The following is a 21063-nucleotide window of genomic DNA, read 5'->3' on the forward strand; positions in this document are numbered from 1 at the left end:
GGGACACCACGACATGCCGCCCGCCGGTCGGGCGGTGGGCTGGAGGTCAGCGCAGGGACAGCGCGGCCAGGGCGGCGTTGACGATGCTGCCGGGCAGCAGGTCGTGCAGCTCGTACAGCTCGCGGACACTGCCGGACTGGCCGAACTCGTCCACCCCGAGCGGCACCGCCGGCACGCCGAGCGCCGAGCCGAGCCAGGCCATCGCGTGCGAGGCGGCGTCGTGCACGGTCACCACCGGGGCCCGGTCACCGAACGCCGCCCGCAGCGCGCCGGGCACGCTGGGCACGGTCGCGGTCCGCACACCCTGGCGCAGCGTCCGCTGCCAGGCCCGGTAGAGCCGGTCCAGCGAGGTCACGTCCACCACGTGCGCGGCGATGCCCTCCTCCGCCAGCTCCGCGGCCGCCGCGAGCACCTCCGGCAGCACCGCGCCGGAGCCGGCCAGGGTGACCACCGGGGCGTCCGCCAGCTGCGGGTACGCCTGGTGCGCGTCGACCAGCCGGTACGCCCCGGCGACCACCTGCCGCCGCAGCACCGCGTCCCCGATCCGGGCCCGGGCCGCCTCGAACGGCGCCTGGTCGATCGGCCGGGTGCTCAGCCGGAAGTAGTAGGCCCCGTCCTCGGCCGGCGCGGCGGTGGCCGCCGGCGTCGACCCGCCGGCGATCTGCCCGAGCGCGTCGCAGAGCAGCCAGTCCAGGCTGGCCGCGTACGCCGGCTCGAGGAAGGTGACGCCGGGCAGTTCCAGGCCGACGGAGGCGGTGATGGTCGACTGGTGGGCGCCGCCCTCGGGGGCGAGGGTGATGCCCGACGGGGTGCCGGCGACCACGAACCGGGAGCCGGAGTAGGTGCCGTAGAGGAACGCGTCCAGGCCGCGCAGGACGAACGGGTCGTAGACCGTGCCGATCGGCAGCAGCGGCTGCCCCGACAGGTCCCACGACAGGCCGAGCTGCCCGAGCAGCAGGAACAGGTTCATCTCCGAGATGCCCAGCTCGATGTGCTGGCCGGCGGGGCTCTCCGTCCAGCGCAGCATCCGGTCCTCGGTCCACGAGCGCTGCTCGGTGGGGGCGAAGACGCCGGTCTTGTTGATGAACCCGGCGAGGTTGGTGGAGGTGGCCACGTCCGGCGCGGTGGTCACCAGGTACGGCGCGACGGCGGGATCCCGGGCCAGGTCGACCAGCACCCGGCCGAAGACCTCCTGGGTGGAGACGGGCTTGTTGGCGCGTACCCGGGTGGTCTCCGGGACGGTGACCCCCAGCGACCGCTCGCGGGGCGCGCGGGACAGCGCCTCCCGGCGCTCGCCGGCCCGGATGCCGGCCGGCGACGCCGGGTCGAGACGGTCCCACTCGGTCTCGGCGGTCAGGCCGTTGGCGGCGCGCAACGCGTCGACCTGCTCGGTGCTGAGCAGCGCGGAGTGGTTGCGCGGGTTGCCGGCGATCGGCAGCCCCCACCCCTTGACGGTGTACGCGAAGACCACGCTGGGCCGGTCGGTGACCGCGTCGCACTGGGCGTACGCGTCGAGCATGGCTTCCAGGTCGTGCCCGCCCAGGTCGGTCACCAGCGGGCCCAGCTCGTCGTCGCTGATGTCCGCGACGAAGGCGCCCACCTCGGCCGGCGCGCCGTCGAGGAACTGCTTGCGCAGGGCCGGCCCGGCCAGCCCGAACAGCGACTGGTACTGCTCGTTGGGCATCAGGTCGATCCAGTCGCGCAGGGCCGCGCCGCCCGGCCGGGCGTACGCCTCGGCGAGCTTGCGGCCGTACTTGACCTCCACGACATGCCAGCCGGCGGCCTCGAACTGCCCCCGCCACTGGTTGATCCGGATGCCGGGGACGACCCGGTCCAGCGACTGGCGGTTGAAGTCGACCAGCCACATCACGTTGCCCAGCCCGGTGGTGGCCGGGTCGGCGACGGCCTCCCAGATGTTCCCCTCGTCCAGCTCGGCGTCGCCGATCAGGGCGACGAACCGGGAGTGCGGACGCGCCCCGAAGTGCGCGTCGACGTAGCGGCGGGTGACCGCGGCGAACAGCGGCGCGGCGGCGCCGAGCCCGACGGAGCCGGTGGAGAAGTCCACCTCGTCCGGGTCCTTGGTGCGCGACGGGTACGACTGGAGCCCGCCCCGCGCCCGCAGCTTCGGCAGGTACGACCGGTCCAGGTTGCCCAGCAGGTACTGGATGGCGTGGAACACCGGCGAGGCGTGCGGCTTGACGGCGACCCGGTCCTCGGCGTCGAGGTGGGCGAACCAGAGCGCGGTCATCGCGGTGACCAGGGAGGCGCTGGAGGCCTGGTGGCCGCCGACCTTCACCCCGTCGCCGGTGTCCCGGTCGTGGTTGGCCGCGTCCACGATCCGGGTGGCGAGCCAGAGCACCCGCCGCTGGATCTCGTCGAGGACGTCGAGGTCGTGCTCGTTCACGGTGACTCCATCCGGGCGTCGCCGTTGACGCCCTCGCGAGGGGTGGCGCGGATCGCGCGTACTCGGGGGGAAGCGGGAAGGCCGCCGCCGGGTTGCGACGGCGGCCTTCGACGGGTCGGGCTCAGCCCTGGGCGCCGAGGCGCTCCAGGATCAGCTCACGGACGGTCTTGGCGTCGGCCTGGCCGCGGGTGGTCTTCATGACCGCGCCGACCAGCGCGCCGGCCGCGGCGACCTTGCCGCTGCGGATCTTGTCCGCGACCTCCGGGTTGGCGGCGATGGCCTCGTCCACGGCGGCGGTGAGCGCGCCGGTGTCGGAGACGACCTCCAGGTTCCGGTTGGCCATGATCTCGGTCGGCGAGCCCTCGCCGGCCACCACGCCCTCCAGGACGGTACGGGCCAGCTTGTCGTTGAGCTTGCCGGCGTCGACCAGGCCCTGGAGCTCGGCGACCTGCGCCGGGGTGGCCCCGACGTCGGCCAGCTCGATGCCGGCCTCGTTGGCCCGCCGGGACAGCTCACCCAGCCACCACTTGCGGGCGGCGGCCGGGGTCGCGCCGGCGGCGATGGTGGCCTCGATCAGCTCGACCGCGCCGGCGTTGAGCACCGACTGCATGTCCAGGTCGGACAGGCCCCACTCCTGCTGCAGCCGGCGGCGGTGCAGCCGGGGCAGCTCCGGCAGGGCGGCCTTCAGCTCGGCCACCCAGGTGGTGTCCGGGGCGAGCGGCACCAGGTCCGGCTCCGGGAAGTACCGGTAGTCGGTGGCGGTCTCCTTGGACCGGCCCGGCGTGGTGTCGCCGGTGTCCTCGTGGAAGTGCCGGGTCTCCTGGGTGATCTTCCCGCCGGCGTCGAGCACGGCGGCCTGCCGCAGCATCTCCGAGCGGACCGCCCGCTCCACCGAGCGCAGCGAGTTGACGTTCTTGGTCTCGGTGCGGGTGCCCCACTCCTCGCCGGGCAGGTTGAGGGAGGTGTTCACGTCGCAGCGCAGCGAGCCCTCCTCCATCCGCACGTCGGAGACGCCCAGCGAGCGGAGCACGTCGCGCAGCTCGGTGACGTACGCCCGGGCCACCTCCGGCGCCAGCGCGCCGGTGCCCGGCACCGGCCTGGTGACGATCTCCACCAGCGGGATGCCGGCGCGGTTGTAGTCGACCAGCGACTCGGTCGCGCCGTGGATGCGGCCGGTGGCGCCGCCGACGTGCAGCGTCTTGCCGGTGTCCTCCTCCAGGTGCACCCGCTCGATGCCGATCCGCACCAGCTCGCCGCCGACCTCGACGTCCAGGTAGCCGTCGAAGCACAGCGGCTCGTCGTACTGGCTGATCTGGAAGTCCTTCGGCATGTCCGGGTAGAAGTAGTTCTTCCGGGCGAACCGGCACCACTCGGCGATGGAGCAGTTCAGCGCCAGGCCGATCCGGATCGTCGCCTCGATGGCCGCCTTGTTGGCCACCGGCAGCGAGCCGGGCAGGCCCAGGCAGACCGGGCAGACCCGGGTGTTCGGCTCGCCGCCGAAGTCGGTCGGGCAGCCGCAGAACATCTTGGTGTTCGTGCCCAGCTCGACGTGGGTCTCCAGGCCGATCACCGGTTCGTAGCGCGCGACGACCTCGTCGTACGCGGGCAGTGTCGTGGTCATCTGAGCTCCTGCCTCACAGCGCCGGTGGGGTGAACGTGCCGACCACGGACTCCAGCGCGGCGGCGACCCGGTACATCCGGTCGTCGGCCATCGTCGGGGCCATCACCTGCAGGCCGACGGGGAGCCCGTCGGAGAGGCCACAGGGCACCGAGATGCCCGGGCCGCCGTACAGGTTGGTCGGGATGGTGAACAGGTCCGCCAGGTACATCTGGTACGGGTCGGAGGTGCGGGCGCCGATCGGGAACGCCACGAACGGGGTGGTCGGCGAGATCAGCGCGTCGACCCGCTCGAAGGCCGCGGTGAAGTCCCGGGTGATCAGGGTGCGGACCTTCTGCGCCTGCCCGTAGTAGGCGTCGTAGTAGCCCGAGGAGAGGGCGTACGTGCCGATCATGATGCGCCGCTTGACCTCGGCGCCGAAGCCGGCCTCCCGGGTCAGCGACATGACCTCCTCCAGCGACCGGTTGCCGTCGTCGCCGACCCGCAGGCCGAACCGGACGCCGTCGAACCGGGCCAGGTTGGAGGAGCACTCGCTGGGCGCGATCAGGTAGTACGCCGGCAGCGCGTACGCGAAGTGCGGGCAGGAGACCTCGACGATCTCGGCGCCCAGCTTGGCCAGGGTGTCGACCGACTCGCGGAACGCGGCCAGCACGCCCGGCTCCGCGCCCTCGCCGGTGAACTCGGTGACGATGCCGAGCTTCACGCCGGTCAGGTCGCCGGTGGCGCCGAGCTTCGCGGCGGCCACCACGTCCGGCACCGGGGCCGGGATGGAGGTCGAGTCGCGTGGGTCGTGCCCGCCGATCACCTGGTGCAGCAGCGCGGCGTCGAGCACCGTACGGGCACACGGGCCGGGGGTGTCCAGCGACGAGGAGAACGCCACCAGGCCGTACCGGGAGGTGCCGCCGTAGGTGGGCTTCGCGCCGACGGTGCCGGTGACCGCGCCGGGCTGGCGGATCGAGCCGCCGGTGTCCGAGCCGATCGCCAGCGGCGCCTCGTACGCGGCCAGCGCGGCGGCGCTGCCGCCACCGGAGCCGCCCGGGATCCGGTCCAGGTCCCACGGGTTGTGGGTCGGGCCGTACGCGGAGTATTCGGTGGAGGAGCCCATCGCGAACTCGTCCATGTTGGTCTTGCCGAGCATCACCGTGCCGGCGTCGCGCAGCCGCTGCACGATCGTCGAGTCGTACGGCGGGCGCCACCCCTCGAGGATCTTCGACCCGACGGTGGTCGGCACGCCCTTGGTGGTGAGCACGTCCTTGACGGCGACCGGCACGCCAGCCAGCGGGCCCAGCTCCTCGCCGGCGGCCCGACGCTGGTCGACCGCGCGGGCGGCGGCCAGCGCGCCCTCGGTGTCGACGTGCAGGAAGGCGTGCACCCGGTCGTCGACGGCGGCGATCCGGCCCAGGTGGGCCTGCGTCACTTCGACGGCGGAGGTCTCCCCGCTGGCGACGAGACCGGCGATCTCCGTCGCGGTCATTCTGGTCAGGTCGCTCATGAGGCCACATCCTCGTCCAGGATCCGCGGGACGCGGAACCGCTGCTGGTCGACGTCGGGCGCGCCGGACAGCGCCTCCTCCGGGGTCAGGCACGGCGTCACCACGTCCTCGCGGAGCACGTTGGTCAGCGGCACCGAGTGGGAGGTCGGTGGGATGTCCGCCGCGGCGACCTCGCCGACCTGGGCCACCGACTGGAGGATCACGTCGAGCTGGCCGGCGAAGACGTCCAACTCCTCCTCGGTGACGGCGAGCCGCGACAGTCGCGCCAGGTGCGCGACCTCCTCGCGGGAGATGGCGGCCATCGGTGCCCCCTTCGTGGCTGTCCTGCTGGGTCTGCGGTGTGCCGGCCGCGCGATCGGAGATGACGCGCGGTGACCGGAGCGAGTCTATTGTCATGCGGTCACGCCGACGCCTCCGACTCCCCCCGCGCCCGCCCGGCGGGACGGTCCGTCGCCTGCGCCGGCTCGGCCGGTCGGCCCGCCACGGCCGTCCCGGCGGTCGGCCCGCCAGGGCGAAGTCACCGGGTCGGGCGGCGCGGCGCCTCGGTGTCCGGGCCGCCGGTCGGGTGCACCGGCCGGTACCGGGTCAGCCAGGTCACCAGCTCGTCGGCCGGCATCGGCCGGGCGTGGAACCAGCCCTGCGCCACGTCGCAGCCGGCCGCGTGCAGCATCCGCCAGGTCCGCTCGTCCTCCACGCCCTCGGCGACCACCCGCAGGCCGAGCGCGCCGGCCAGCTCGATCATCGACCGGACGATGGCGGCGTCGTCGGCGTCGTCGGCCATCCCGAGGACGAACGAGCGGTCCACCTTCACCTCGGCCAGCGGCAGCCGGCGCAGGTGCTGCAACGACGAGTACCCGGTGCCGAAGTCGTCCAGGGAGATGGCCACCCCGATCCGGTGCAGCCGGGAGATGGTGGTGAGCACCCGCCGGGGGTCGGCCATCAGCGCGCCCTCGGTGATCTCCAGTTGCAGGCGTTCGGGGGCCACCCCGAAGGCGGCCAGCCGGTCGGCGATCCGGTCGGCGATCTCGCCGGTGTGCAGGTCGCGGACGCTGACGTTGAGCGCCGCCCGCAGGTGGATGCCGGCCGCCGACCACTTGGCCAGCTGTTCCACCACGTCGTCGACCACCCGCTGGGTGAGCAGCCGCATCACCGCGCTCTGCTCGGCCACCCGGATCAGCTCCTCCGGGTCCACCATGCCCCGGCGCGGGTGCCGCCAGCGCAGCAGCGCCTCCACCCCGACGACCTCGCCGGTGGCGATGGCGATCTGCGGTTGGTAGTACATCGTGATGGCACCGACGTCGGCCGCCGCGTCCTCGGCCCGTTCCACCGGGGCGGGAACGGCCGGCGGCTCGGGCCGCTCGGGCTCGGCGGCGGGCTGCCCGGCGCGGCGGCGGGTCGGGTCAGCGCCGGTCAGGATCTGGTTCAGCAGTTCGTCGGAGCCGTCCACCGCGATTCGCGCCCGCCGGCGCCGGGGCCACCACCGCCCGCCCGCGCCGTTCGTCCCGGCGCCGTCCGGTCCCGCGCCGTTCGTCCCGGCGCCGTCCGGTCCCGCGGCGTCCGTCCCGGCGGCGAGCCGGGCGGGCAGCGCGGCGCCGTCGCCGCCCCGCACGGTCCGCCCGGCGGGCGGCCCCGCCTCGAGTACGCGGCGCAGGTCGGCCAGGAGTCCCAGGCGCTCGGCCGAGTTGTGGTCCGACTCGGCGGCGTAGACGGCGACGGTGTCGTTGCGGTGCTTGGCGTCGTACATCGCCACGTCGGCGTGGCGCATCAGGGTCGCGAAGTCCTCGCCGTGCTCGGGGAAGAGCGCGATGCCGATCGAGGCGCCGACGTCCAGCGGCAGCCCGTCCAGCGACACCGGTTCGGTGAGCACCGCGACCACCCGGTCGGCCAGCTCGCGGGCCTCGTCGACGCCGTCGAGCCGGCCGGCGACGATCGCGAACTCGTCCCCGCCGAGGCGGGCCAGCATGTCCCGGCCGCCGACGACGTCCACCAGCCGGGCGCTCACCTCGACCAGCAGCCGGTCGCCGACGGCGTGGCCGAGCGCGTCGTTGACGTTCTTGAACCGGTCCAGGTCGATCAGGAGCAGGGCCAGGTGGGCGTCCCGGTCGCCCTTGGCGACCCGCTCGGCGTGCAGGTGCACCTGCTCGGCCACCTCGGCGAGCAGCGCCTTGCGGTTGGGCAGGCCGGTGAGCGGATCCAGCGCGGCGAGGTGTTCCTGCTCGGTGGAGAGCCGGGACATCCGGTAGACGGCGAAGAGCGGCACCAGCACCAGCGGGATCAGCGCGGCGCTGGCCCGGGCGGCGGTGACCAGCACCGGGGCGAGCAGCAACAACGAACCGGTGGAGAGCAGCTCGTACGGCAGCGCCTGCCGGACGCTCGGCCACCACCGGCCGCCGAAGCGCAGCCGCAGCGCGCCGCTGACCAGGCCGTAGTTGACGGCGAACCAGGTGAGGGTGGCGCCGCCGATGGCGGTCACGTCCGTCCAGCCCAGCCGGCCGCCGTCGAAGAGCCCGCCCGGCCCGAGCCGGAGCACCAGGTACGCGGCGCCGAGCGCGCAGGCGTACTGGGCGGCGTTGAAGGTGGTCCGCCAGAGGGCGTGGCGCATCCGCCAGCCGGAGACGGCGACCGCGACGGCCTGCACCGCCACGGCCGGGCCCAGCCCCCAGCCGAGCAGGATCGCGAAGGTGAAGCAGGTGGACGGGAAGACGGCCGAGGTGTGCCGCCGGCCCGGCGGGACGAAGGGCCGCGCGTCACAGGCGACGGCGAGCGCCGCCATCGCCCAGAACGCCGCCGGCAGCCGGGGCAGGCGGTCGGGGAGCCCGATCAGCGGCAGGGCGGAGACCAGCAGCGCCAGCCCGACCACCGCGGCGACGAAGCCGGCGAACCGCGCCTCCCGCCCGGGCGGGACGGAGTTGCGGGGGTCGGCGGTCTCCATCGCACCTCCCGGGCATGCGGTCCACGGCGCGCGCCGGTCGCGCACCGTGCCCCAATGAAACGCCCTGAGTGGCCGTACCCCGAGACGACAGTCACGAATCGGTCGTAGTCGTAATTAAGTTGGTATACGACCCCAAGATCCCCGCCGGCCGGTCGGCTCACCCCTCGACGCGGGCGACCTCCCGGGCCGCGTCCGGCCCCCGGTCGAGCAGCACCCGGAAACCGTCCTCGTCGAGGACCGGCACCTTGAGGCTGGCCGCCTTGTCGGCCTTCGAACCGGGGTTGTCGCCGACCACCACGAAGCCGGTCTTCTTGGAGACCGAGCCGCTGACCTTGCCGCCGAGGCTCTGGATCGCCTCGGACGCCTGGTCCCGGCTGAACCCGGCGAGGGTGCCGGTCACCACCACGGTGAGGCCCTCCAGCGGGCGCGGCCCCTCGTCGACCGCCTCCTCGGCCATCCGTACGCCGGCCCGGGCCCACTTCTGCACGACCTCGCGGTGCCAGTCGACGGCGAACCATTCCTTGATGCTGGCGGCGATGGTCGGGCCGACACCGTCCACCGAGGAGAGTTCCTCCTCGCTGGCCGCGTCGATCGCCTCGATCGAGCGGAAGTGCCGGGCGAGGGCCTGCGCGGCGGTGGGGCCGACGTGCCGGATGGAGAGCGCGACCAGCACCCGCCACAGGTCGCGCTCGCGGGCGACGGCGAGGTTGTCCAGCAGCTTGGTGGCGTTGCTGCCGAGGCTGCCGTCCTTGTTGACGAAGAACGGCGAGCGGGCGAGCTGCTCGGCGTCGAGCTGGAACAGGTCACCCTCGTCGGTGATGATCTCGGCGTCGAGCAGCGCGGCGGCGCCCTTGTAGCCGAGCACCTCGATGTCGAAGGCGCCCCGCCCGGCCAGGTGGAACACCCGCTCGCGCAGCTGCGCCGGGCAACTGCGGCTGTTGGGGCAGCGGATGTCGACGTCGCCCTCCTTGGCCGGCGCCAGCGGGGTGCCGCAGGCCGGGCAGGTGGTGGGCATGACGAACGGGCGGGCGTCGGCGGGCCGCAGGTCGACCACCGGGCCGAGCACCTCCGGGATCACGTCGCCGGCCTTGCGCAGCACCACCGTGTCGCCGATCAGCACCCCCTTGCGCTCCACCTCCCGGGCGTTGTGCAGGGTCGCCAGGGCGACCGTGGAGCCGGCCACCCGCACCGGTTCGAGCACGGCGAACGGGGTGACCCGCCCGGTGCGCCCGACGTTGACGTCGATGTCGAGCAGCTTGGTGGTCACCTCCTCCGGCGGGTACTTGAAGGCGATCGCCCAGCGCGGCGCCCGGCTGGTCGAGCCGAGCCGGCCCTGGATGGAGACCGGGTCGACCTTCACCACCACGCCGTCGATCTCGTGCTCGACGTCGTGCCGGTGCTCGGCGTAGTAGGCGATGTAGTCCGCGACGCCGGCCAGGTCGGGCACCACCCGCCAGCGGTCGCTGGTCGGCAGGCCCCACGCCTTGAGCGCCGCGTACGACTCGGACTGGGCGGTGGGCCGGAAACCGCGGCGGGCGCCGATGCCGTGCACCACCAGGCGCAACGGCCGGGAGGCGGTGATCCGGGGGTCCTTCTGCCGCAGGCTGCCGGCGGCGGCGTTGCGCGGGTTGGCGAACGGGGCCTTGCCCTGCTCGACCAGGCCGGCGTTGAGGTCGGCGAAGGCGGCCACCGGGAAGTAGATCTCGCCGCGCACCTCCAGCAGCTCGGGCAGGTCGCCGAACTCGGCGGACGGGGTCAGCCGGCCGGGCACGTCGCGGATGCTGCGGACGTTGGCCGTCACGTCCTCGCCGGTCCGCCCGTCGCCCCGGGTGGCGGCCCGGACCAGCCGGCCCTTCTCGTAGGTGAGGTTGATGGCCAGGCCGTCGACCTTCAGCTCGCACAGGTAGGGCACCGGGCCGCCGGCGTCCCGCTCGACCCGCTCGGCCCAGGCGGCCAGCTCCTCGTCCGCGAAGGCGTTGTCGAGGGAGAGCATCCGCTCGGCGTGGGTGACCGGGGTGAAGTCGGTGGAGAAGGTGCCGCCGACCCGCTGGGTGGGCGACTCGGGGCTGCGCAGCGCTGGGAACTCCGCCTCCAGCGCCTCCAGCTCGCGCAGCCGCCGGTCGAACTCGGCGTCGGAGATGGTCGGCGCGTCGAGGACGTAGTAGCGGTACTGGTGTTCGGTGAGCTCCTGGCTCAGCGTGGCGTGCCGTTCCCGCGCCTCGGGGGTCGGCTCGCCGCCGGCCGCCGCCTCCTGCGCGGGGCTGACCTGCTGAGGGATCGCTTCTTCGGACACCCTGCCGCCTCCGGACACCAGTGGGATCTCCCCGTGATCACGCTACCTCCGCACCGTATCGGGCCGGTGGGACAATCTCCCGCCACCCCTGCCGCGCCCGACGGGCGGCGCCCCGCCGGCCGTGCGACGATCGCCGGACGTCGGCGGCGTCGACGTCGGAGAGGCAGGGGTGGGAATGCCGGAGTGGGTGTGGTGGGCGGTGCTGGTCGTGCTGGCCGTGGCCGCCGGTTGGGCCTGGACCGAGTGGCGACGACGCGGCGGCCGCCCGGCGGCGGGCGAACGCACCAGGCCCGAGCGGGGCACGCCACCGCGCGACCGGGCCCGCCCCACCGCGCCGCCCCGCCCGCGCACCCCGACGGGTACGCCCCGGCCGCGCGAGATCTGGTGGGCCGACGTCCCGTTCCACGACGGGACCGGCTCGAAGGTGCGCCCCTGCCTGGTGCTCCGCGCCGACGACCGGGGCGCCGACGTCCTGAAGATCACCAGTCAGGACAAGAGCAGCCGCGACGACCACGTCCGCATCCCGACCCGGGAGTGGGACCCCGACGCCGACCACGACAGCTGGCTCGACCTGGCCGAGTCCGTCCACGTCCCGAGCAGCGCCTTCACCCACCGCGCCGGCACCTGCGACCAGTCCCTCTGGCACCGCCTCCGGTCCCTCCCCCACCTCCCCACCTGACCGCCACCCCACTCGCCTGATCATGAGGTTCGCCGCAGTGGTCGATCTTCGAACCGCCGCCAACCTCAGGATCAACGGGAGTGGCCGCGGGGGTCAGTCCCAGCGGGTGGCGAGGGTGGTGAGCTGGTCGGCGTACTCGATGCGGGTGGACCAGTCCAGCGGCCAGGCGGCCATGCCGTGGGCGGCGCCGACGAAGGCGCCGGCCAGGGCGGCGATCGAGTCGGAGTCGCCGGCGGTGGTCGCGCCCCGGGCGACCGCGTCGACCGCGTCGTCGGGGTGGCGCAGCGCGCAGAGCAGGGCGGTGGCCAGCGCCTCCTCGGCGATCCACGCCTCGCCGGTGTCCCGGCACGGGTCGCCGCCGTCGTCGGGTCGACCCAGCGCGGCGACCAGCCGGTCCAACGCCTGCCGGCACTCGTCCCAGCCCCGGGCGACGAACTCCTCCGGGGACGTCGCGCCGGACCGCTGCCAGAGGTCGCCGAGCCAGTCGGCGCGGTAGACCCGCCGCTGCTCCCCCGCCCGCGCGATGAGCAGGTCGGGCAGTTCGGCCAGGCCCGCGCCGTCGCGCAGCAACCGCACCGCGTACGCGGTCAGCTCGCTGGCCGCCAGGCCGGTCGGATGACCGTGGGTGAGACCGGCCTGGAGCTGGGCCAACCCGGCGAGGGTGTCCAGGTCGACGTCGAGCAGCCCGACCGGGGTGACCCGCATGTTCGCGCCGCAGCCCTTCGAGTCGGCCACGGTCGCCTCCTGCCAGCGCAGCCCACGGCCCAGCTCGGCGCAGGCCCGCAGGCAGGTCATCCCCGGGGCGCGGGTGTTGTCCGGGCTGACCGCCCAGTCGAGGAAACGCTGCCGCAGCAGCGGCTCGACCACCTCCGGGGTGTACGCGGACGCGTCGTGCAGCGCCCACGCCACGGCCAGGGCCATCTGCGTGTCGTCGGTGACCAGCGCCGGATCGCCGACCAGCGCACGCGGGCCGCCCGGGCCGTAACGACGGGTGATCTCGGCGACGGTCAGGAACTCAGTCGGCTTGCCGAGGGCGTCGCCGTAGGCGAGACCGAAGAGCGAACCGGAGGCACGGCGGGGCGAGGAGTCGATCACGCCCGCGATCATGCCGCCCGGCCGCAACCCCCGGCCGGCCGCCGCCGGCTCAGTCCCAGCAGAGGCAGAACGGGTGACCGGCCGGATCGGCGTAGACCCGCCAGCCGTCCCCTACGCCGGGCAGCCGGCGCGCGCCGAGGGCGAGCGCCGCCTTCTCCGCCGCCTCGATGTCGTCGACGGTGACGTCGAGGTGGAACTGCTGGGGCCGCTCCGGGTCCGGCCAGGCCGGGGCCCGCAGGTTGAGCGCCTTCTGGAAGGCGAGCCGCGGCTGGTGCCCCGGCGAGCCGCCGAGCACCACCCAGTCGTCGCCGTCGGAGTCCTCCTCCACCAGCGGCAGGCCGAGCAGCTCGGCGTAGAAGCCGGCCAGGGCCCGTGGATCGGGGCAGTCGATCACCGTCGAACGCAGCTGTCCAATCATGACGGTCATCCTGCCCGCCGGGTACGACGGAAAACCTCACTCCTCGTGCAGGCGCCGGCCGGCGTCCCGGCAGGCGGCCAGCACGGCCCGGGCGTACCCCGGGGTGGCGTTGGCCAGGCCGCAGGCCGGGGTGACCACCACCTGCTCGGCGAGCTGGCGGCGCGGGAAGCCGAGGCGGTCCCAGAGCCCGCTTACCCGGTCGGCGACCTCGGCCGAGGTCGGCGCGCGACCGGCGGACGGCGGCTGGGTGGGCACGGCGCCGGCGAACAGCCCGAGCCCGGCGTCGATCGCCTCGCCGAGCGGGTCCAGGTCGGTGACCAGCGCGAGGTCCAGTGCGACGGCGACCGCCCTGGTCGAGCGGATCAGCTCCAGCGGCACGTCCGGCGCGCAGCAGTGCACCACGGTCGGCACTCCGGCCGCCTCGATCACGGTGCGCAGCAGGGCTCGGGCCACCTCGGACCCGACCGGCCGGTGGGCGCCGAAGCCGCTCTCGGTGGGCACCCGCCCGGCGAGCACCGCCGGCAGGGACGGCTCGTCGAGCTGGAGCAGCACCGACGCCCTGGGCAGCCGGCGGGCCACCGCCTCGACGTGCAGCCGCAGCCCCTCGGCCAGGGAACCGGCCAGGTCGCGCACCGCGCCCGGGTCACGCAGCAGCCGCCCGCCGATCGGCAGCTCCAGCGCGGCCGCCAGGGTGAACGGTCCGGCGGCCTGGATCTTCACCGGCCCGGTGTACCCCTCGGCCTGCTCGGCGAGCTGGTCGAGGTCGCGTTCCATCAGGTCCCGGGCCCGGCGCAGGTCCCGGCCGGGGCGCAGCGCTATCCGCCAGCGGGCCGCGTAGAGCTCGACCGGCAGCTCCACCAGCAACCCGCTGGTGCGGCCGATGAGGTCGGCGCCCGGCCCACGGGCGGGCAGTTCGGGCAGGTGGGGCAGGGCGGGCAGCTCGCCGAGGACGACCCGCTGCGCTTCGGCGATGTCGGTGCCGGGCAGCGAACCGATGCCGGTTGCTGCCCCCGCGGGCCAGGGCCAAGGCTGATCAGTCACGGCCGAAGGGTAGCCGCTCGGCGTGGCCGGCCGGAGGCGGACGGCGGCGGTCAGCCGGTGATGGTGGCCGAGCCGAGCACCACGTCCCCGGCCGGGTCCGGCCGGTACGCGACGATCGCCTGCCCGGCGGCCACCCCGCGTACCGGGCGGCGCAGCTCGGCGCGGAGCCCGTCGTCGGCCAGCTCCACGGTGGCGGGGACCACGTCGCCGTGGGCGCGCAGCTGCACCTCGCACTCGACGGGTGCGGTCGGTCGCTCGCCGCCGGTCCAGACGGGACGGGTGGCTTGCACCCGGGAGACGTCCAGCGCCTCGGCCGGGCCGACGGTCACCGTGTTGGTCTTCGGCGTGATGGAGAGCACGTAGCGGGGGCGGCCGTCCGGGGCGGGCCGGTCCAGGTGCAGGCCGCGCCGCTGCCCGACGGTGTAGGCGTACGCGCCGGTGTGGCTGCCCACCACCGTGCCGGTGAGCGCGTCGACCACGTCGCCGGGCGCCTCGCCGAGCCGGCCGGCGAGGAAGCCGCGGGTGTCGCCGTCGGCGATGAAGCAGATGTCGTGCGAGTCCGGCTTGTCGGCCACCGCCAGCCCGCGCCGGGCCGCCTCCTCGCGGACCTGCGCCTTGGTGGAGTCGCCGAGCGGGAAGAGGGACCGGTCGAGCTGCTCCCGGGTCAGCACGGCGAGCACGTACGACTGGTCCTTGGCGAGGTCGACGCTGCGGCGCAGCAGGCCGTCCGCGCCGAGCCGGGCGTGGTGGCCGGTGACCACCGCGTCGAAGCCCAGGGCCACCGCCCGGTCCAGCACCGCCGCGAACTTGATCTTCTCGTTGCAGCGCAGGCAGGGATTCGGGGTACGGCCGGCCGCGTACTCGGCGACGAAGTCGTCCACCACGTCGGCGTGGAACCGCTCGGCCATGTCCCAGACGTAGAACGGGATGCCGATCACGTCGGCGGCCCGCCGCGCGTCCCGGGAGTCCTCCAGGGTGCAGCAGCCGCGCGCCCCGGTGCGGTAGGTCTGCGGGTTGCGGGCCAGCGCCAGGTGCACCCCGGTCACGTCGTGCCCCGCCTCCACGGCGCGCGCCGCCGCCACGGCGGAGTCCACCCCGCCCGACATCGCCGCCAGCACCCTCACCGTGACACCTCCCTCATCCCTCGACCCTATCCGCCCCCGCGCCGCCGTCCCCACCCCCGCCGCCCGGCTGCGCCGCCGGTCACCGCCAGCCGCGCGTTCCGGCACCGACGGCCGGGACGAACCGGGCGAAGCATCACCAGCGGCAGCCGGCGAGAGGCCGGGCGGGAGACGCCGGTTCAGCGGAGGGTACGCAGGGCGGCCGCGCGACGGGCCCGGTCGACGGCCGCCGGGAGGGCGGCGATCAGGGCGTCGACATCGGCGGGGGTGCTGGTGTGGCCGAGGGTGAAGCGCAGCGAGGAGCGGGCCCGATCGTCGTCGGCGCCCATCGCGATCAGCACGTGCGAGGGCTGGGCCACCCCGGCGGAGCAGGCCGACCCGGTGGAGCAGGCGATGCCCTGGGCGTCGAGCAGGAGCAGCAGCGCGTCGCCCTCGCAGCCGGGGAAGGAGAAGTGCGCGTTGCCGGGCAGCCGGTCGGTCGGGTCGCCGTTGAAGATCACCTCGGGCACCGCCTCGCGGACCCGCCGGACCAGGTCGTCGCGGAGCGCGGCCACCCGTACGGCGTACTCCTGCTGGCCCTTCACCGCGGCCTCGACGGCGACCGCGAAGGCCACGATGCCGGCGGTGTCGAGCGTGCCGGAGCGGACGTCGCGCTCCTGGCCGCCGCCGTGCAGCAGCGGGGTGGCCGGCACGTCGCGGGCCAGCAGCAGGGCACCGACCCCGGTCGGGCCGCCGAGCTTGTGCCCGGTGACGGTGAGCGCCGAGACGCCGCTGGCGGCGAAGTCCACCGGCACCTGACCGACCGCCTGGATCGCGTCGGTGTGGAACGGCACCCCGTGCGCGGCGGCCACCGCGGCCAGCTCGGCCACCGGCTGGACGGTGCCGACCTCGTTGTTGGCCCACATCGCGGTCACCAGGGCGACCCGGTGGGCGTGCGCGTCCAGCTCGGCGCGGAGCCGGTCCGGGTCCAGCCGGCCGGCAGCGTCCACCGGCAGCCAGCCCACCTCGGCGTCCTCGTGGTCGGCCAGCCAGTCCACCGCGTCGAGCACGGCGTGGTGCTCGACCGCGCTGGAAACCACCCGGACCCGGCCCGGGTCGGCGGCGCGGCGGGCCCAGAAGACGCCCTTGACGGCGAGGTTGTCGCTCTCCGTGCCGCCGCCGGTGAAGACGACCTCGGAGGGGCGGGCGCCCAGCGCGGCGGCGACCCGTTCCCGCGACTCCTCCACCCGTCGCCGGGCGCGCCGGCCCGCCGCGTGCAGCGACGACGCGTTGCCGACCTCGCGGGCGGTGGCGACGTACGCCTCCAACGCCTCGTCGAGCATCGGGGTCGTCGCCGCGTGATCCAGGTATGCCATCACCGTTCAGCCTAACGGCCCGCAGCCGTCCCGCCGGACGCCGGACCACCGGGGCCGGGCCCGGCGCCGGGGCGGGGAGAGCGGCCTCCCCCACCCCGGCGGGCCGGCCCGGCGCGGTCCGGGCCGGGTGGGGCGCCGGACGAGAGCCCCACCCGGCGGCCGGACCGGCGGGTGACGGGTCCGGCTGTGTCACGGCTCAGGCCGGTACGGCCGTGACGACGATGTTGTCCCGGTAGTGCCGGGTCTTCGGGTCGAACGGGCCGCCGCAGGTGATCAGCGTCAGCCGCGGTCTGCCGTCCCGGGCGAAGTACCGCTCCAGGGGGATCTTCGTCTTGGCGTACTCCTCGCGGGCGACCACCCGGTACGCCCGCTGCTTCCCGTCGGCGCCGGTGACGGTGAGGGCGTCGTCGCGGTCCAGCTCGCGCAGCCGGAAGAACGCCCCCTTGCCCTGCTCGGCGCTGTCCACGTGCCCGGCGATCACCACCGACCCCGCCTCGACCTCCAGGCCCGGGCCGTAGCGGTACCAGCCGATCCGGTCGACGCTCGGCGGCACCTCGAACTCATCGGTGCGCTTGTTGATGCCGACCGGGTCGACGGTGGCGGTCACGCCGATCCCCGGGATGCTCAGCTTCGCCGGCGGGACGGTCTCCCCGCCGGCGGGCAGCTCACCCGAGGTGACCGGCACCGAGGTCCCGGCGGCGGTGGCCGACGGGCCGGGGGTGGCGGTGGCCAGGGCCACCGCCTCGTCGGCGCCGACGTCCTCGGCCGGCTGCGAGCCGCACGCCACCAGGGCGGCGACGGTGAGCGCGGCGGCGCCGGCGGCGATGGCCGCCAGCGCCGCGCGGTGGCGCACCGTCACCTGCGACCGGTCCGGGCGGTGGCCACCCGCGCCCCGCCGCCGACCAGCAGCAGCGCGCCGGCGTCGGCCAGCACGTACCACCAGGTGTCCACGCCGGTGCCGGCCCGGCCGCCGGTGCCGCTGGGCACGCCGCCCGGCGCCGAATGCAGCCCGGTGATGTTCTGGGCGACCAGGTCGAGGTTCCTGGCCTCGGCCGAGCCGATCGCGTAGACGACCGTGGCGGTGCCCCCCTTGAGGGTCAGGTCCGCCGGGCCGATCGCCACGGTGTCGGTGCCGGCGAGCACCACGTCCGCCTTGACCGTGCCGGCGTCGACGTCGCCCTTGGCCTCGTTCGGGTTGGTCAGGTCCTCGAAGACCGGGGTGCCACCGGCCCGCACGTCGACGGCCGGGGCGGCCGCGGTGTGCCGGACGATCAGCCGGGCCTTGCCGGCGTCCACCTTCGACGTGTCGTTGACGAACGGGGTGATCTTCGGCTTGCCGGCCGCGTCGAGGTGCGCGGCGAGGCTGATGTTCGCCCCGCCCGGGACCTCGGCGTCGTCGACGCTGAGGATCGCCTTGTCGATCGCCTCGCCCGGCTTGGTCAGCGCGATGTCGTACGCGCCCTCCGCCAGGCTCAGCGGGCCGGCCACGTCGCCGGGCTTGAAGTTGTCCAGCGTCTTCTTGCCGTTGACGTACACGTCGACCGGGGTGTCCGGGATCCCGTGCACGACGGAGACCTTGGACGAGGCGGCGTAGGCGGGGCTCATGGTGACGGCGCCGACGCCGGCGAACGTCAGCGTGGCGACCGCGCCGCCCGCGGCGACCCGACGGAAGATCGAGAGCTGCATTGTCTGCCTCCTGGTGCTTGGTACTGAATCGTCAGGACTGGCGTGCAGAACGGGTTACGCCGCCGTCCGGACCGCCGGATGCAGCCGGACTCGAACTCTTTTCCTCGGCGCGCCCCGCATCCGGAACCGGCCACGGGAACGAAGAGCAGGTGAGATGACTCGGCACAGGTGCAGCGGGAAAGTGGGGCGAGGGCTGCGGGAGCTACAGTCGGGCATGCCCTACGGAAGGCGAACCGTTCGGTGACGGCGGTACGACAGGAGCCGGACCCCCCGGCGCAGGACGACCTGGCGGACCGCTTCCGCGCGGGCGACGAGACCGCCCTGCGCCTGCGGTGCCGGGCCGGGGCCCCGCCGGCCGGCGTCGGGGCTGGCCGCGCTGGGCGACGACCGTGGTGACGGCCACCGCCGCCGCCTTGCTCGGCGTGGTCGGCACCCTCGCCGTGCTGGACGCCACCGACCGGGGGTCGGATCGGGCGCCGCAGCAGGCCGTCCTGGCCAGCGCGCCGCTGGCCGCGTACGGCAGGACGCCGAAGGACGCCAACGGCGACGCCCGGATCTTCACCGACGGCCGACTGCACCTGCACGTGGCGAATCTCCCGGACGTTCCGGGGTATTACGAGGTCTGGCTGATCAACCCGACCAACATGGAGATGTTCTCGTTGGGTGTGCTTCGCGATCCGTCGGGGGACGCGCTGCTCCCGTTACCACCAAATGTCGATCTTCAGGCATACTCGGTTGTCGACGTCTCTGCCGAGCAGTACGACAACAAGCCCGCCCACTCCGGCGACAGTTTGCTGAGGGGCACCCTGACGGGCTGATCGGCGGGCCGGCTCAGCTCCCCGGCCCGCCGATCAGCTCCCTTCCCACTGCGACGGGAACGGGAACAGATACAGATACAGAGAAAGAGTGGCCATTCCGCGAAGGATGGCCACTCTTTCTCTGTAGGTGCGTCGCGTCGGGGCGCCGGCTGGCGGCACCCCGAGCGGCGTCACTTGCGCTTGCGGATCTCCTCGGCGGCCTGCGGCACGACCTTGAACAGGTCGCCCACCACGCCGAAGTCGGCCAGCTCGAAGATCGGGGCCTCGCCGTCCTTGTTCACGGCGACGATCGTCTTCGAGGTCTGCATGCCGGCCCGGTGCTGGATCGCGCCGGAGATGCCCAGCGCGACGTAGAGCTGCGGGGAGACGGTCTTGCCGGTCTGGCCCACCTGGAACTGGTGCGGGTAGAAGCCGGAGTCGACCGCCGCGCGGGACGCGCCGACGGCGCCGCCGAGCAGGTCGGCAAGCTCCTCGACCAGCTTGAAGTTGTCGGCGTTGCCGACACCACGACCACCGGAGACCACGATGCCGGCCTCGGTCAGCTCGGGGCGGGAGCCCTTCTGCTCGGCGACCCGGTCGACGACCTTGGCCAGCTTGTCCGTGTCGGTGACCGCCACCGTGAGCTGCTCGACGGCCGGGGTGGCCGGCGCCGGGGTCGGGTTGACCGAGTTGGGCCGGACGGTGACCAGCGGCAGGCCCTTGGTGACCTTGGACTTGACGATGGTGGAGCCGGCGAAGGCGACCTGGGTCGCGGTGCCGTCGGCGGCCAGGCCGACCACGTCGGTCAGGATGCCGTTGTCGAGCTTGACGGCGAGGCGGGCGGCGATCTCCTTGCCCTCCTGCGCGGAGGCGAGCAGCACGGCGGCCGGCTGCACCCGCTTGACCAGCTCGGCCAGCACGGTGGCCTTCGGGGCCACCAGGTAGCCGTCGATCTCCTCGCTCTCGGCGGCGTAGATCTTCTCCGCGCCGTACTCGCCCAGCTTGGCGCTCAGCGCCTCGGCGGCGCCGGCGCCACCGAGCACCACCGCGCTCGGGGTGCCCAGCTCGCGGGCGAGGGTGAGCATCTCCAGGGTGACCTTCTTGACGCCGAATTCCCGGGTGGCTTCGACGACGACGAGAACCTCAGACATGTCCAGACCTCTCACACGAACTTCTCGGTGGCGAGGAACTCGACCAGCTTGACGCCGCCCTCGCCCTCGTCGGTGATCTTGGCGCCGCCGGACCGCGGCGGGCGCTTGGTGTGCTCCAGTACGGCGCTGGTCGCGCCGTCGAAGCCCACCTCGGTCGGGGCGACGCCGAGGTCACCCAGGGAGAGCGTCTGCACCGGCTTCTTCTTGGCGGCCATGATGCCCTTGAAGGACGGGTAGCGCGGCTCGTTGATGGTGTCCCAGACGGAGACCACGGCCGGGGTCGAGGCGGTGACCACCTCGTAGCCCTCCTCGGTCTGCCGCTCGACGGTCAGCGTGGCGCCGTCGACGGTGAGCTTGCGGGCGCCGGTCAACGCCGCGACGCCCAGCCGCTCGGCGATCATGTGCGGCATGACCTGGACCCGGCCGTCGGTGGACTCGGCACCGCAGATGACCAGGTCGGCGTTGAGCTGACCGAGGGCGGCGGCGAGCACCTTCGAGGTGGCCACGGCGCAGGACCCGTGCAGGGCGTCGTCCACCACGTGCACGGCCTTGTCCGGGCCCATGGAGAGCGCCTTGCGGATCGACTCGGTCGCCCGGTCCGGACCCATGGTCAGGATGGTGACCTCGCCGCCGTGCGCCTCCTTGATCTTCAACGCCTCTTCGATGGCGTACTCGTCCATCTCGTTGATGACGTTGTTCGCCGAACCGCGGTCGACGGTGTTGTCGTCAGGACGCAGGTTGCGGTCCGCGCCCGAATCGGGCACCTGCTTGACGAGTACGACGATGTTCATCGCGTTTCGACGACCCTCCTGTTGGTGTGGCGATCGCTCGCCCGGTCACGGGCGCAGCCTCGCGCGTCCGTTGACGCCCGGTCAACCGCGGGCGCTTGTGCAGTTGCCCACGGCGCAATGTTACCTGTCAGTAGCTTCGGCTTCCTGGGCACTCAGAGTGACACAGCTCACCGGAGCCGCGGCCCCGGCT

17 protein-coding genes are annotated in these 21063 nt (G+C 74.1%); 2 read left to right on the forward strand and 15 right to left on the reverse strand.

Annotation, left to right across the window (positions count from 1 at the left end; all coding sequences use genetic code 11):
• Positions 1–46: 46 nt before the first annotated feature.
• The 6 genes from KBX37_RS17855 to ligA all read right to left on the reverse strand — a co-directional run bounded on the left by KBX37_RS17855 (position 47) and on the right by ligA (position 10739).
• The gene (locus tag KBX37_RS17855; RefSeq protein WP_210777083.1) at positions 47–2404 is read right to left on the reverse strand and encodes a transketolase C-terminal domain-containing protein; all 2358 of its coding nucleotides are present in this window, start codon (positions 2402–2404) and stop codon (positions 47–49) included.
• Between the two features lie 121 nt (positions 2405–2525).
• A complete protein-coding gene (gene gatB, locus KBX37_RS17860) occupies positions 2526–4025 on the reverse strand; it encodes an Asp-tRNA(Asn)/Glu-tRNA(Gln) amidotransferase subunit GatB (protein WP_210777084.1) in 1500 nt (499 codons plus the stop codon).
• 13 nt (positions 4026–4038) lie between these two features.
• Positions 4039–5514 (reverse strand): Asp-tRNA(Asn)/Glu-tRNA(Gln) amidotransferase subunit GatA, encoded by a 1476-nt coding sequence (gatA, locus tag KBX37_RS17865; protein ID WP_210777085.1) that lies wholly within the window; start codon positions 5512–5514, stop codon positions 4039–4041.
• Positions 5511–5816 (reverse strand): Asp-tRNA(Asn)/Glu-tRNA(Gln) amidotransferase subunit GatC, encoded by a 306-nt coding sequence (gatC, locus tag KBX37_RS17870; RefSeq protein ID WP_210777086.1) that lies wholly within the window; start codon positions 5814–5816, stop codon positions 5511–5513. The genes gatA and gatC overlap by 4 nt, the downstream gene beginning before the upstream one ends.
• A gap of 215 nt (positions 5817–6031) precedes the next feature.
• Positions 6032–8446: a bifunctional diguanylate cyclase/phosphodiesterase gene (locus KBX37_RS17875; RefSeq protein ID WP_210777087.1), complete on the reverse strand. Its 2415-nt coding sequence runs from the start codon at positions 8444–8446 to the stop codon at positions 6032–6034.
• Positions 8447–8603: 157 nt separating this feature from the next.
• The gene (gene ligA, locus KBX37_RS17880) at positions 8604–10739 is read right to left on the reverse strand and encodes an NAD-dependent DNA ligase LigA (protein ID WP_210777088.1); all 2136 of its coding nucleotides are present in this window, start codon (positions 10737–10739) and stop codon (positions 8604–8606) included.
• Between the two features lie 175 nt (positions 10740–10914).
• Here ligA and KBX37_RS17885 point away from each other — a divergent pair, with 175 nt between their 5' ends.
• Positions 10915–11418, forward strand: coding sequence for a type II toxin-antitoxin system PemK/MazF family toxin (locus KBX37_RS17885; RefSeq protein WP_210777089.1), 504 nt, complete (start codon positions 10915–10917; stop codon positions 11416–11418).
• A gap of 93 nt (positions 11419–11511) precedes the next feature.
• Here the strand turns inward: KBX37_RS17885 and KBX37_RS17890 are convergent, their stop codons facing one another.
• The 7 genes from KBX37_RS17890 to KBX37_RS17920 form a co-directional block, all read right to left on the reverse strand.
• Entirely contained in the window at positions 11512–12525 is a 1014-nt protein-coding gene (locus tag KBX37_RS17890; protein WP_210777090.1) for an ADP-ribosylglycohydrolase family protein, read from the reverse strand.
• 37 nt (positions 12526–12562) lie between these two features.
• On the reverse strand, positions 12563–12931 hold the full coding sequence (locus KBX37_RS17895) for a VOC family protein (protein WP_210777091.1): 369 nt from the start codon (positions 12929–12931) through the stop codon (positions 12563–12565).
• Between the two features lie 36 nt (positions 12932–12967).
• Positions 12968–13972: a methionine synthase gene (locus tag KBX37_RS17900; protein WP_210777092.1), complete on the reverse strand. Its 1005-nt coding sequence runs from the start codon at positions 13970–13972 to the stop codon at positions 12968–12970.
• Positions 13973–14022: 50 nt separating this feature from the next.
• Entirely contained in the window at positions 14023–15096 is a 1074-nt protein-coding gene (mnmA, locus tag KBX37_RS17905) for a tRNA 2-thiouridine(34) synthase MnmA (RefSeq protein WP_210777093.1), read from the reverse strand.
• Positions 15097–15272: 176 nt separating this feature from the next.
• Positions 15273–16448 carry a cysteine desulfurase family protein gene (locus tag KBX37_RS17910; protein WP_210777094.1) on the reverse strand — a complete coding sequence of 392 codons (1176 nt, stop codon included), beginning with the start codon at positions 16446–16448 and terminating at the stop codon, positions 15273–15275.
• A 196-nt stretch (positions 16449–16644) separates the two neighbouring features.
• Entirely contained in the window at positions 16645–17307 is a 663-nt protein-coding gene (locus KBX37_RS17915) for a class F sortase (RefSeq protein ID WP_210777095.1), read from the reverse strand.
• Positions 17304–18134: a DUF4397 domain-containing protein gene (locus tag KBX37_RS17920; RefSeq protein WP_210777096.1), complete on the reverse strand. Its 831-nt coding sequence runs from the start codon at positions 18132–18134 to the stop codon at positions 17304–17306. The genes KBX37_RS17915 and KBX37_RS17920 overlap by 4 nt, the downstream gene beginning before the upstream one ends.
• A gap of 392 nt (positions 18135–18526) precedes the next feature.
• Between KBX37_RS17920 and KBX37_RS17925 the strand changes: the two genes are divergently transcribed.
• The gene (locus KBX37_RS17925) at positions 18527–18952 is read left to right on the forward strand and encodes an anti-sigma factor (protein ID WP_374103783.1); all 426 of its coding nucleotides are present in this window, start codon (positions 18527–18529) and stop codon (positions 18950–18952) included.
• A 170-nt stretch (positions 18953–19122) separates the two neighbouring features.
• On the opposite strand, the gene KBX37_RS17930 is transcribed toward KBX37_RS17925, so the two are convergent.
• Together KBX37_RS17930 and KBX37_RS17935 are read right to left on the reverse strand one after the other, a co-directional pair.
• Positions 19123–20082: an electron transfer flavoprotein subunit alpha/FixB family protein gene (locus tag KBX37_RS17930; RefSeq protein ID WP_088963606.1), complete on the reverse strand. Its 960-nt coding sequence runs from the start codon at positions 20080–20082 to the stop codon at positions 19123–19125.
• Between the two features lie 11 nt (positions 20083–20093).
• Positions 20094–20873, reverse strand: a complete 780-nt coding sequence (locus tag KBX37_RS17935; RefSeq protein ID WP_154943305.1) for an electron transfer flavoprotein subunit beta/FixA family protein — start codon at positions 20871–20873, stop codon at positions 20094–20096.
• Between the last annotated feature and the right edge of the window lie 190 nt (positions 20874–21063).

It is taken from the genome of Micromonospora sp. U56 (genome assembly GCF_018070095.1).
GTDB lineage: Bacteria > Actinomycetota > Actinomycetes > Mycobacteriales > Micromonosporaceae > Micromonospora > Micromonospora purpureochromogenes.

Excerpts from the sequence above, each read along its gene's own strand:
- KBX37_RS17920 (WP_210777096.1), bottom strand. The coding sequence starts at position 18,134 with ATGCAGCTCTCGATCTTCCGTCGGGTCGCCGCGGGCGGCGCGGTCGCC.
- KBX37_RS17875 (WP_210777087.1), bottom strand. The coding sequence starts at position 8,446 with ATGGAGACCGCCGACCCCCGCAACTCCGTCCCGCCCGGGCGGGAGGCG.
- KBX37_RS17890 (WP_210777090.1), bottom strand. The coding sequence starts at position 12,525 with ATGATCGCGGGCGTGATCGACTCCTCGCCCCGCCGTGCCTCCGGTTCG.
- gatC (WP_210777086.1), bottom strand. The coding sequence starts at position 5,816 with ATGGCCGCCATCTCCCGCGAGGAGGTCGCGCACCTGGCGCGACTGTCG.
- KBX37_RS17910 (WP_210777094.1), bottom strand. The coding sequence starts at position 16,448 with ATGGCATACCTGGATCACGCGGCGACGACCCCGATGCTCGACGAGGCG.
- gatB (WP_210777084.1), bottom strand. The coding sequence starts at position 4,025 with ATGACCACGACACTGCCCGCGTACGACGAGGTCGTCGCGCGCTACGAA.
- KBX37_RS17895 (WP_210777091.1), bottom strand. The coding sequence starts at position 12,931 with ATGATTGGACAGCTGCGTTCGACGGTGATCGACTGCCCCGATCCACGG.
- gatA (WP_210777085.1), bottom strand. The coding sequence starts at position 5,514 with ATGAGCGACCTGACCAGAATGACCGCGACGGAGATCGCCGGTCTCGTC.
- KBX37_RS17885 (WP_210777089.1), top strand. The coding sequence starts at position 10,915 with ATGCCGGAGTGGGTGTGGTGGGCGGTGCTGGTCGTGCTGGCCGTGGCC.
- KBX37_RS17930 (WP_088963606.1), bottom strand. The coding sequence starts at position 20,082 with ATGTCTGAGGTTCTCGTCGTCGTCGAAGCCACCCGGGAATTCGGCGTC.
- KBX37_RS17935 (WP_154943305.1), bottom strand. The coding sequence starts at position 20,873 with ATGAACATCGTCGTACTCGTCAAGCAGGTGCCCGATTCGGGCGCGGAC.